The organism is Sphingomonas aracearum, from assembly GCF_003345355.1.
Taxonomy (GTDB): Bacteria; Pseudomonadota; Alphaproteobacteria; order Sphingomonadales; family Sphingomonadaceae; genus Sphingomonas; species Sphingomonas aracearum.
Map to the genome: position 1 here is coordinate 37,159 of NZ_QQNB01000005.1, position 9,765 is coordinate 46,923.

Sequence of the window (9,765 nt, forward strand, 5' to 3'; positions counted from 1 at the left end):
TGTGAACCTGGAAGGGAGAGCAGAGATGCCGTTCGCCACGTCACCACAGCCACGCGAGAGCCTCTGGGGCGTCATCGAGACCGCCGAGCAGGTCCTGCCCGGTATCTGGCGCGTCGAGACCTCAACGCATGGGGGGCTGGTCCTCTCCGACGATCGGCAAGCCGCGATGCCCGACGCACTCCGGCACGACGCCCCGCAGTATGAGGAAGACGTGCTCTGGTCGCTCCCGGTTCTCGCGTTCGAGGCGGAGTTTGCCAACGCCGCCGCGGTCGGCACGAGCACCATGCTCCAGCTTGCCCATGACATCGCCCGCAACTGGCGGCCGGATGCCTATGCTGCCTTCACCGGCACGGCCATCGAACCGCGGGACAGCCACGTCATGCGCAGGCGCGCCGCCTACGAGGCCTTGATCGGTAGCGTCGTCGTCACTTCGGCATCCGGCTCATGGGCGGAATGGGTGCCGGAGGGTAAAGTCGGCGTGGTCGGCCGCAAGGTCGCCTCCGTCGATTATCTCGGATGGCCGACCTACGAAGGTCCGGAGCATCGCGGTCTCGTAGCAGCCGATCGCTACGACAGCGGCAAGAGCCCCAACGCATTCGCCGCGCTCGACGTCGAACCGCTCCCATGACGATCGAGATCGTCGTCGGGCTCCCGCATCTCAACGAGGGGCCAATCCTGCAGCATGCGCGCCTGCTTCAGCAGCCGGTGCTCATCTCCGCGAACTGCCTGTCCCGCTGGTCCCGCGCGCGGGGCTGGCCCGATTGGCAGGGCTTCCAGACGAAGATGCTCCGCAACGCGCACGGACTGCCGAGCCTAGACCTCGACAGTGGGGGCTATGTCTGCGCCGTCCGGTATGGCGGGATGCCGTGGACCGTCGATCAATACATGGCGCTCGCGGCTTCCTATCCATTCCGCCGTTTCGCCAGTATCGATTGGTGCGTCGAACCCGAGCTCGCCGGCGACCGCGAGGCCGTCCTCGACCGCATGTCGCGCACCATCCGGGCGAACCGCGACTGCCGCGATCGCGCGCTCGACCTCGGCATCATCGACCGCTTCATGCCGGTGATCCAGGGCCGTCGCCCCGAGGATTACATCCGCTGCGCGGACGCGCTGAGCTGGTCGCTCGTCCCCAACACGGTGATCGGGGTCGGGAGCATGTGCCGGCGTGAGATCAGCGGACCGGAGGGCCTCGTTGCCGTGATCGAGCATCTCGACCGGCATCTACCGGCAACGATCCGGCTGCACGCCTTCGGCGTGAAGGGCTCCGCGCTTCCGTATCTGACACCCTTTGCGCACCGGCTCGCCTCGATCGACTCCCAGGCCTACGGCATCGCCGCCCGTCACGACGCGCGGCGTCGGCGGGTCTCCAAGAGCGATGCGCTCGTCGCGACCCATCTGGAGCGCTGGACCCGCACCCAGCTCGCGCGCCTCCGCGAGCCTGCGAAACGGCTCCCCCTCGTCGCACCGTCGCTCGACGTGCAAGCGACAAGCGGTCCTTGGGAGGCCGCCATCGTTGCGGCTCGGGCGGAGATCCGCGCGCTGATCGAGAGCGGGGACCTCGAGCACGACGAGGTCACGGAAGCCTGGGTCGAGCAATGGGCGGCCGATCTCTATCGGGACCGCCGGTTGGCGGCCTGAGCGAGGCGAGGGGGAGGGGGGAGGGCGGCCGAGCAAGCGGCGAAGAGCCCGCGCCGGACCCCAAGGAGACCCCCATGCACTTCTCTCCCGTCACCGAGCGCGTATTCCGGCACGCGCACATGGCTTGCGGCATCGGCTCCGGCGCCCGCGGCTTCAACGGCGCGCAGCCGCGCGTCGGCCATCTTCGCGCGCGCTTCGAGTGCGCCGGCGGCATCGACGTCGATCCCGGGGCGATCCGCAACTTCGAGCGCCTGACCGGGGTCAAGGGCACGGTCATGGACCTGTTCAACCGGGAGCAGTACCGCGCCTTTCACGGCCGCGAGCCCGGCGCAGACTGGCGGGAGGCGATCCCCGCCGACGTCCGCGGCGTGTTCGGCCACGTCGACGTCTGTCTCGCATCCTACCCCTGCAAGGGGTTCAGCTCCCTCCTGTCCCAAGCGGCCAGCCTCACCGCCAAGTACCAGGCGCTGAACGCACTGACCCTGCGGGGCATGTGGCTCACGCTCGAGGCGTACAAGGACGACCCGATCCCGATCCTGCTGTTCGAGAACGTGCCCCGGATCGCCACACGCGGGCGCTGGCTCCTTGACCAGATCGTCGCCCTGCTCCACGCCTACGGCTACAGCGTGAACGAGGATGTTCACGACTGCGGCCTGATCGGCAACCTTGCGCAGAGCCGCAAACGCTTCCTCCTCATCGCGCGGCATCCCGACAAGGTGCCACCCTTCATCTACCAACCCCGGCTATACCCGCTGCGCGGCGTCGGCGAGGTGATCGGGGAGCTGCCCCTCCCGGGCGACCCCCGCGCAGGCTCGATGCACCGCGTTCCCGCGCTGCAGTGGAAGACCTGGGTGCGCCTTGCCTTCGTCGAGGCCGGCTCCGACTGGCGGTCGCTCAACCGGCTTCGCGTCGAGAACGGCGTGCTCGCCGATTACGGCATCGTCCCCGAGCCCGACATGCGCGAGAACGCCTATGGCGTCTGTCGCTGGGAGGACCGCGGCCCGCTTGTGACCAGCGCGCGCGCTCCAGGGCAGGGCCGCTTCTCGGTCGCGGACCCCCGGCCGTTCACGACGCGCGAAGGTTCGGGCTTCCTCGGCGTGAACAGCTGGATCGGCCACGTCGGAACGATCAGCAGCCGAGGGGGACCGACCAACGGCAGCTATGCCATCGCCGACCCGCGTCCGGGCTACGGCCCCGCCACGCACACCAACCTCCTGTCGGTGACGTCGTTCGATCAGTCGACCCGCGTCGTCAGCGGCGCGGTCCACGTCGCGGGTGGCGCGCTCAGTGTCGCCGATCCGCGCTATGGCGAGAAGCGGGACTGTACCCTCGGCGTCCTCTCCTGGTCGATGCCGACCGGCGTCGTTCAGGGCAAGAGCGGGCCGACCAACGGCACCTTCTCGATCGCGGACCCTCGCCCGGCTTACGGGCCGGACACCCACCGCCATGTTCTCGGGGTTCATGCCTGGTCGGCCGCGAGCGGCGTCCTTACGGGCAATCCCAAGCCGACGAGCGGCGCGCACTGCGTCGCCGACCCCCGGATCGACGGACATCCGTCGAGCGTCCAATGCGGGATTCGCGAGTGGTCGAAGCCTGCCGGCGTCGTCACCGGTAATATGTGGGTCGGCTCAGGCCCGACCGCCACCCTCGCGCTCGACTTCGGCCGATCGTGCAGCGCGATCTACGCGCGCGCTGGTTGTCTCGAGCTGACCGAAGGCAACCCCCCGGAATGGACGGAGTGGGAGGACGCTCAACTGCGCGCCGGCTACGCCCGCAGCGTCCCGCTTCTCCAGCTCGCCGCACTGATCGGCAGACCGCTGAGCGGTCTCTCCGGACGCGCCGGACTGCTCGGCATCACCCACGCCAGCCACCCACCGGACTGGGGGCAGGCCGAGATGGCGCGCGCGCTCGACCTCGCGACCGAGGGCTATCGCTACACCCAGATCATCGCGATGATGGCCGCGGAAGGCTTCCCCGCCCGAACCCTCTCCGGCTTCGGGCAGATCATTCGCAAGCTCGGCTACGGTCGTGGCTGGGGCCGCGCGTGGACGCCGGACGAGGATGCGCTGTTGCGCCACGCCTACGAGGCGGCCGCCAGCCTGACGCCGCTGCGCGCGAGGCTCGGCCGTACCGCCTGTTCGCTTCGCTGGCGCGCCGAATATCTCGGGCTGCGCGGCACCCACGCCAATCGGAACGGTTGGCGCATGGGTCCGGACTGGACCGAGGCCCAGGAGGCGCTCCTGCGGGAGCGCTATGGCAAGATGCCGAACGACGCGCTTGCGGCGCAGCTCGGCCGCACCAAGGCTGCCATGTTCAGCCGAGCCAACCTGCTCGGGCTCGTCCACGGCTATATCCGCCCGTTCAGCGCCGACGAGACCCGGGCGCTCGATCTCGCGTTCCGCCACAGCATCGCGATCGCCGATCTTGCCGCCGCCCTCGACCGCAAGGCGTGCTCGGTCAGCAAGTACGCGACCAACCACGGCATCCGCTTCGGCCGACGTCCGCTTCGCACGCCCACACCGACGCTGGGAGACATCCTGGCGCTCGACGCCCCAACGGAAAGGGGAGGGGGCGCGTGCTTGATCGATCATGTGATCGAACAGAGCCCGGAGCGCCCCCATGCCGACGATCAGCACGACGCCCGCGATGCGCGCCGCGAACGACGCACCCGCCGCATTGGCCGTCGACGCCCGCTCCGGCACGAGGCCCGACGCCAGGAACGACGGCTCAACCGCCGCCCGTAACCCCGACATCATCATGGTCGCCGCGCCGCCGCCCGTCGTGCTCGCCTACGGGGTCGGCGTCGACAGCACCGCGCTGCTGGTCGAGAAGGTCGCCCGCGGCGAGGCTCCCGACCTGGTGCTGACCGCAGATACCGGCGTCGAGAAGCCAGAGACCTACGCCTATCTCGATGTGATCGGACCCTGGCTCCGCTCGCATGGCATCCGGCACGAGATCGTTTCGTACACTCCCAAGCGGTTCAAGCACTGGCCACCGTACTATTCGCTGCTCGAAATGGCGCTCACGAACGCCACGCTGCCGAGCAAGTCTCTGGGCGGTTCGAGCTGCAGCCTCAAATACAAGAAGGCCCCGCAAGACGCCTTCCTGCGCACCTGGCAGCCGGCGATCGACGCATGGGCGCGCGGCCAGCGCGTCGTCCGGCTGATCGGATTCGACGCGGGAAAGCGCGATACGATCCGCTACAGCCACGCCGCGACGATCGACGATCCGCTCTACGACTGCCAGTACCCCCTTCGCGAATGGGGCTGGGACCGCGTCGCGTGCGAGCGCCGGATCGAGGCCGAGGGCCTCCCGGTGCCGCCGAAATCGAGCTGCTGGTTCTGCATCGGCATGACGCCCGACGAGGTCCGCGCGCTCCCGAGCTGGTGCCTGCGCCTGATCGTCCTCGTGGAGGCTCGCGCCGCCCCGCGGCTCCGCACGGTAGAGGGGCTCTGGCGGAAGACGACCCGGGCGCGTCCCGGCCGCATGAGCGACTTCATCCGCTGGGAGGTGCTGCTCCCCGCTGCCGAGATCGACGCGATCGAGCGCGACGCGCCGCTCGACCTGATCCGGTTCCAGGACGTCGCCGCCTCGATCCCGCTCGAGGAGCGCCCGACGATGCGGGACTGGCTCGACCGCTTCAACGCCGGACTGAAGGAGGCCGCATAATGGCAACGCTCGCACCGCCCAACACCCGCATCGCCGACCTCAACGACCGTTGCAGGATGGGGCTGGACCGCACGGCGCGCATCGTCGCCACGCGCGACTGCCTCGCCACCATCGCCAAGGGCGACCGGAACATGGACATGATCATCGCCCAAGCCCGCGTCCTGAAGGCGGTCCGCGACTACCGCTTCGCGCCGGACGAGCGCTCCGAACGGGACTTCGGCTCGCTCGAGCTCGACGGCGAGACGATCTTCTTCAAGATCGACTATTACGACGCGGCGATGGAGTTCGGCTCCGAGGACCCGGCCGACGCCTCGATCACGACGCGCGTCCTCACCATCATGCTCGCCCGGGATTACTGACTCCAGGCCACGGACCTCAGCCCGCCGCGACCGACAGATACCACAACCCGAACGCATTGCTCACCACATGGACGATCATCCCGGGCAGCAGGGATTGGGTCCGCAGCGCACACCATCCGGTCGCGAGCCCCAGGCAGAGCGCTGCGACGAGGTTCGCCGGCTCGAAGTGGAGCACGAAGACGAACAGCAGCGCCGACAACAGCACCGCGGCGAACCCAGGCATCCGCTCGCGCAGCGCGCCGAGCAGGTAGCCGCGGTAGAGCAGCTCCTCGACCACCGGCGCGACGACCACGGTCGCAGCCACCAGCGCGATCGACGACGCGCCCCCCGAGGCCGCGAGCGCCTTCCCGATCGCCAGTTTCTCGGCCGTGCCCATCTGCCAGATCGTGTTGCCCTGGAGCGCGAGGATCGCAAGCGGGATCTGACTGATCGCCAGTCCCCCGACCGTCGTTAGGACGGTCCTACCGTCCGGACTTGGCAGCACGGCCAGGATCCGCCGCCGGCGATCGGCAGCGCCAAGGTCGCGAGAGACGAGCGCCAGGACGACAGCCGCGCCGATGACGATCGTCGCCGCGATCAGATCGGGCGATGCCGGCGAGAGGCCGAGCATCGGCCCGGCGACATAATGAACCACCGTCAACGTGGCGAGATGCAGCACCAGAAGCCCTGCGACGATCCACCCCGAGAACAGCTTCGCGCGGCCCGTCCCCGGCACGCTCATCGCATTGGTCGCCATGACCACCCTCCTGAGACGCGCAGCCTATCACCGGCGCGCGCATCGGCAATGTCCCATCACGAAAGGAGCAGCCATGTCCGCGATACGACCCGCCACCGAGCAGGACGCGACCGCGATCCTGACCTCGATCGACTGCCTGCGCGAAGCTCGCAACCTCCTCCGCCAGGCCGGCGCGTCCAAGGCCGCGCGCGCGGTCGCGACCGCGATGAAGAGTGCCGAAGGGGCCGAGCGCCACGTCCGCCACCGCATCCGCCGGACCCAGGCAGCATGAGCCGCCACACGCTGCAGCCGCGCGCCGACCGCCCCGACGTCGCCGAAGCCGCGATCGGATGGGACCGCCCGCTCGCAACCTTCTTCTTTCAGGCGTTCGCGACCGCGGACGGCGATGGCGAGGACCGCGTCCTCGAATGGCGCGGCACCGCGCCCGGCGAGCTTCCCACGCCCGAGGCCGCGATCGCGGTTGCGGCGGGCTATGCCGAGATCCCCGAGCACATGGCAGCGACGCTCGGCGCCGATCGAGCCGCGACCGCGGACCAGGTCGACACCCCTTGGCAGACCCGCCTGAAACAGCGGCTCTTCGGCCCCTGACGCTTCCAGACCGACGTCCATCGCCGCGCGAAGTGCGCTGGCGATGAGGGCGCTTGCGCGCCTGCCCGGCCGGAGGCCGGGGAGAGGAGTGGGTGAGAGTGAGGTGTCTCGGACAAGGGGTTCGAGAGCATCGACCAGGAGGTTTTCCCCATGAACATCGGTTCCATCAAGCAGAACGACGCCGGCATCTTCATCGGCCGCGTGTCGACCCTGACGGTCGTGATGACGATCGCGCTTCGCGAGGTGCGCAGCGCCAACCCGAAGGCGCCGAAGTACGAGGTCCACGCGCTCAACCAGGCGTCGCGGTCGTGGGTGCAGGTCGGTGCGCTCTTCGAGCTGACCGCCAGCGCGACCGGCGAGGCGTTCCTGAACGGCCGGATCGACGATCCGAGCCTCGCGCAGCCGCTCTACATCTCGGCGTTCCGCCAGCAGGACGGCTCGTACAACCTCGTCTGGCAGCGCCCGCAGCGCCGCCGCGACGTGACGGCCGCGATGGCGCCCAAGGGCGGCGACGACGGCCTGCCGCCGTTCCCGGGCACCGAGGACGGCACCGGCGCGGGCGAGCCCGCCGGCACCGCCAGCGACGGCCTCGGCGAATCCACCGCCGGCGCGTTCGCCGGCTGACCCCGCCACCACCGACCCCTCCGACAGGGCTCGCTTCATCCCGAAGCGGGCCCTGTCCTCGTTCCGGCTTGGTCCCCCGGGCCCAGGTTCGAGGGGAGGGGGATCGGGGTCTCGGATCAGCGAACCAGTGGAGTCCGACGATGTACGACACCTACGATCTCGGCGGGACACCCGCCAACGAGCCGTGCGCCCAGCTCGGCCACACCGAGGATTTCTCCCGCATCAACCGGCTCGAGGTCGAATGCTACCGCGCCGCGATCACGGCCCGGTTCGGCCCGCCACCCGAAGGCTGCACGCTCGTCGTGCTGACCAACCGGCACGACTTCGGGACCTACTACACGCTCGGCCTGAAGGTCTGGGAGGTGGCGCGCAACGAGGCCGTGGACGCCTATGTCGCCGAGGTCGAGGACGGCCTCGGCAGCTGGATCGAGGCGGGTTTCACCGCCCCCGTCCGCTATGACGACGGCCACAGCGCCACCGCCCCGCGCAGCCTCGACGAGGTGATCCTCGGCGCGATGATGACGACGCGGCCCGCTGCCGACGGCAGCTTTCCCGTTTCCGATTTCGAACTGCTCAACGGCAACCTCGCCGCCGCCTATCCGCAGATCGCTGCCGAGGCCAAGGCGCGTCTCGAACAGGTGTCGGCATGAGCGACACCGCCACCGCCGCGCCGCCCGCCGCCGGCAGCGCCTTCGACGCCTGCAAGCAGGCGTTCTTTCCCATCCTCGCGGCGCACGGCATCGCGCGCGTCACCATCGGCTACAACGGCGAAGGCGACGAGGGTCAGGTCAACGATGTCGCCGCCTTCGACGATGCCGGCGATCAGGTCGACCTCCCCGCCGTCGACTGCGAACGCCATCAGCTCGGTTTCGACGGGACGATCGCCAGCGACGTCACCGACCTCGCCAGCGCGCTCGACAGCTTCGCCACCGAGGCGCTCTGCGCGCTCTACATGGGCTGGGAGGACAACGCCGGCTCCTGCGGCGAGCTGGAGATCCTCACCGCGCCCAGGACGGTGACGCTCACCCACAACTGGCGGATCGAGACCTTCGATACCACCGTCTCGGAACTCTGAGCCATGTCCCACTGCTACTATCACGCGCTCAGCTCGGTGAAGCGATGGGGCGGGAAGCCGGAGGACTACCTCCCGCTGCACTCGTGGTTCGACGAGTCCAAGAAGATCATCGCCGACCCCCGCCACCGCGCGCTCCGCCACCATGCCGAGGGCATCTTCATGCTGGAGACGATCTTCGGCGTGACGATCCTCAACAGCGACGGCCGCGACGTGCCCGTTCGCCTGATCGGCGAACAACACGTCACCGAAGACCTCGGCCGCATCCCGAGCTTCGCCGACTGGGCGCGCCAAATCCAACCCGCCCCGTGGATGCTCCGCGGCAACCCTGCCGACAGCCCCGGCCTCGAAACCTCCCACTGAGGATGTGCCCATGTCCAACAACTTCACCAAGGCTAGCTTCCTCCTGCAGGTCCAGCCCGACGAGGCCGAGCTCCTAGAACTCGCCAAGGACGCGAGCGACATGCTCGAGAACCACGACGATGACGCGCTCGGCCGTCGCGAGGCGTTCGACGGGCTCGGCCCGGCATTTGCCGCGGCCTTCCCGCCGACCGACGATGATCCCTTCGGGAGCTTCCTCGCGCTCTTCGACGACGCCGGCTTTCCCATCTTCAGCTGCCGGATCGACGTCGATGACACGCCCGGCGAGGCGGGCAAGATCCAGGTGTTCTTTCACGGCGACCAGGTCAGCGTCGATGCCGTCGCGCTCCTCATCTTCGCGGCCTGCAAATCCGCGCTCCCTTGCGGGTTCGAGTATGCGCTCGACTGCGATCGGCTGCGCCCCGGCGAGTTCGGGGGCGGCTACGCCGCGATCACCGCCACGGGCGTCAGCTTCGGCAACTCCGCCCGGCAGCTCGAGCGCGCTCTCGAGCGCAGCCAGGAGGAGGGCGTCGACGGCTTCGTGCTGACCACACGCCACCCCGAATACGGCCTCAGCTTCTGGAACAACGACACCGGCTTCGGCCGGCTGCGCGACGCGACGGTGTTCACCGAGGCCGAGGCCGCGACCTTCGACAAGCCGATCGCCGCCGACGAGCCGGAATGGCTCGCCATGCCCGCCCCCCTGACCTGAGGACAGA

Annotated in this window: 13 protein-coding genes; 12 read left to right on the forward strand and 1 reads right to left on the reverse strand. The window is 69.3% G+C overall.

Annotation, left to right across the window (positions count from 1 at the left end):
* The first annotated feature begins 25 nt into the window (after positions 1–25).
* The 5 genes from DVW87_RS16555 to DVW87_RS16575 all read left to right on the forward strand — a co-directional run bounded on the left by DVW87_RS16555 (position 26) and on the right by DVW87_RS16575 (position 5,666).
* Positions 26–628: a DUF7007 domain-containing protein gene (locus DVW87_RS16555; RefSeq protein ID WP_114688920.1), complete on the forward strand. Its 603-nt coding sequence runs from the start codon at positions 26–28 to the stop codon at positions 626–628.
* The gene (locus tag DVW87_RS16560; RefSeq protein WP_114688921.1) at positions 625–1,638 is read left to right on the forward strand and encodes a deazapurine DNA modification protein DpdA family protein; all 1,014 of its coding nucleotides are present in this window, start codon (positions 625–627) and stop codon (positions 1,636–1,638) included. Before DVW87_RS16555 ends, DVW87_RS16560 begins: the two co-directional genes overlap by 4 nt.
* 74 nt (positions 1,639–1,712) lie before the next feature.
* The gene (locus tag DVW87_RS16565; protein WP_181814880.1) at positions 1,713–4,382 is read left to right on the forward strand and encodes a DNA cytosine methyltransferase; all 2,670 of its coding nucleotides are present in this window, start codon (positions 1,713–1,715) and stop codon (positions 4,380–4,382) included.
* Between the two features lie 13 nt (positions 4,383–4,395).
* A complete protein-coding gene (locus tag DVW87_RS16570; protein WP_064311177.1) occupies positions 4,396–5,307 on the forward strand; it encodes a hypothetical protein in 912 nt (303 codons plus the stop codon).
* Positions 5,307–5,666 (forward strand): DUF3768 domain-containing protein, encoded by a 360-nt coding sequence (locus DVW87_RS16575; protein WP_114688923.1) that lies wholly within the window; start codon positions 5,307–5,309, stop codon positions 5,664–5,666. The genes DVW87_RS16570 and DVW87_RS16575 overlap by 1 nt, the downstream gene beginning before the upstream one ends.
* 16 nt (positions 5,667–5,682) lie before the next feature.
* Here DVW87_RS16575 and DVW87_RS16580 read toward each other — a convergent pair whose 3' ends face one another.
* A complete protein-coding gene (locus tag DVW87_RS16580) occupies positions 5,683–6,402 on the reverse strand; it encodes a CPBP family intramembrane glutamic endopeptidase (protein ID WP_147276296.1) in 720 nt (239 codons plus the stop codon).
* A gap of 73 nt (positions 6,403–6,475) precedes the next feature.
* On the opposite strand from DVW87_RS16580, the gene DVW87_RS16585 reads away from it, so the two are divergent.
* The 7 genes from DVW87_RS16585 to DVW87_RS16615 all read left to right on the forward strand — a co-directional run bounded on the left by DVW87_RS16585 (position 6,476) and on the right by DVW87_RS16615 (position 9,758).
* Positions 6,476–6,673, forward strand: a complete 198-nt coding sequence (locus tag DVW87_RS16585; RefSeq protein ID WP_064311150.1) for a hypothetical protein — start codon at positions 6,476–6,478, stop codon at positions 6,671–6,673.
* A complete protein-coding gene (locus tag DVW87_RS16590; RefSeq protein ID WP_114688924.1) occupies positions 6,670–6,990 on the forward strand; it encodes a hypothetical protein in 321 nt (106 codons plus the stop codon). The genes DVW87_RS16585 and DVW87_RS16590 overlap by 4 nt, the downstream gene beginning before the upstream one ends.
* Before the next feature lie 150 nt (positions 6,991–7,140).
* A complete protein-coding gene (locus DVW87_RS16595; protein ID WP_114688925.1) occupies positions 7,141–7,614 on the forward strand; it encodes a DUF736 domain-containing protein in 474 nt (157 codons plus the stop codon).
* Between the two features lie 140 nt (positions 7,615–7,754).
* On the forward strand, positions 7,755–8,264 hold the full coding sequence (locus DVW87_RS16600) for a hypothetical protein (protein WP_114688926.1): 510 nt from the start codon (positions 7,755–7,757) through the stop codon (positions 8,262–8,264).
* Positions 8,261–8,689: a DUF6878 family protein gene (locus DVW87_RS16605; RefSeq protein ID WP_114688927.1), complete on the forward strand. Its 429-nt coding sequence runs from the start codon at positions 8,261–8,263 to the stop codon at positions 8,687–8,689. The genes DVW87_RS16600 and DVW87_RS16605 overlap by 4 nt, the downstream gene beginning before the upstream one ends.
* Positions 8,690–8,692: 3 nt before the next feature.
* Positions 8,693–9,049 carry a DUF6915 family protein gene (locus tag DVW87_RS16610; protein ID WP_114688928.1) on the forward strand — a complete coding sequence of 119 codons (357 nt, stop codon included), beginning with the start codon at positions 8,693–8,695 and terminating at the stop codon, positions 9,047–9,049.
* Positions 9,050–9,059: 10 nt separating this feature from the next.
* Positions 9,060–9,758: a hypothetical protein gene (locus DVW87_RS16615; RefSeq protein ID WP_114688929.1), complete on the forward strand. Its 699-nt coding sequence runs from the start codon at positions 9,060–9,062 to the stop codon at positions 9,756–9,758.
* Positions 9,759–9,765 lie beyond the last annotated feature (7 nt).

Coding starts and splice junctions, on each gene's coding strand:
- DVW87_RS16555 (WP_114688920.1), top strand. CDS start 26: ATGCCGTTCGCCACGTCACCACAGCCACGCGAGAGCCTCTGGGGCGTC.
- DVW87_RS16560 (WP_114688921.1), top strand. CDS start 625: ATGACGATCGAGATCGTCGTCGGGCTCCCGCATCTCAACGAGGGGCCA.
- DVW87_RS16565 (WP_181814880.1), top strand. CDS start 1,713: ATGCACTTCTCTCCCGTCACCGAGCGCGTATTCCGGCACGCGCACATG.
- DVW87_RS16570 (WP_064311177.1), top strand. CDS start 4,396: ATGGTCGCCGCGCCGCCGCCCGTCGTGCTCGCCTACGGGGTCGGCGTC.
- DVW87_RS16575 (WP_114688923.1), top strand. CDS start 5,307: ATGGCAACGCTCGCACCGCCCAACACCCGCATCGCCGACCTCAACGAC.
- DVW87_RS16580 (WP_147276296.1), bottom strand. CDS start 6,402: ATGGCGACCAATGCGATGAGCGTGCCGGGGACGGGCCGCGCGAAGCTG.
- DVW87_RS16585 (WP_064311150.1), top strand. CDS start 6,476: ATGTCCGCGATACGACCCGCCACCGAGCAGGACGCGACCGCGATCCTG.
- DVW87_RS16590 (WP_114688924.1), top strand. CDS start 6,670: ATGAGCCGCCACACGCTGCAGCCGCGCGCCGACCGCCCCGACGTCGCC.
- DVW87_RS16595 (WP_114688925.1), top strand. CDS start 7,141: ATGAACATCGGTTCCATCAAGCAGAACGACGCCGGCATCTTCATCGGC.
- DVW87_RS16600 (WP_114688926.1), top strand. CDS start 7,755: ATGTACGACACCTACGATCTCGGCGGGACACCCGCCAACGAGCCGTGC.
- DVW87_RS16605 (WP_114688927.1), top strand. CDS start 8,261: ATGAGCGACACCGCCACCGCCGCGCCGCCCGCCGCCGGCAGCGCCTTC.
- DVW87_RS16610 (WP_114688928.1), top strand. CDS start 8,693: ATGTCCCACTGCTACTATCACGCGCTCAGCTCGGTGAAGCGATGGGGC.
- DVW87_RS16615 (WP_114688929.1), top strand. CDS start 9,060: ATGTCCAACAACTTCACCAAGGCTAGCTTCCTCCTGCAGGTCCAGCCC.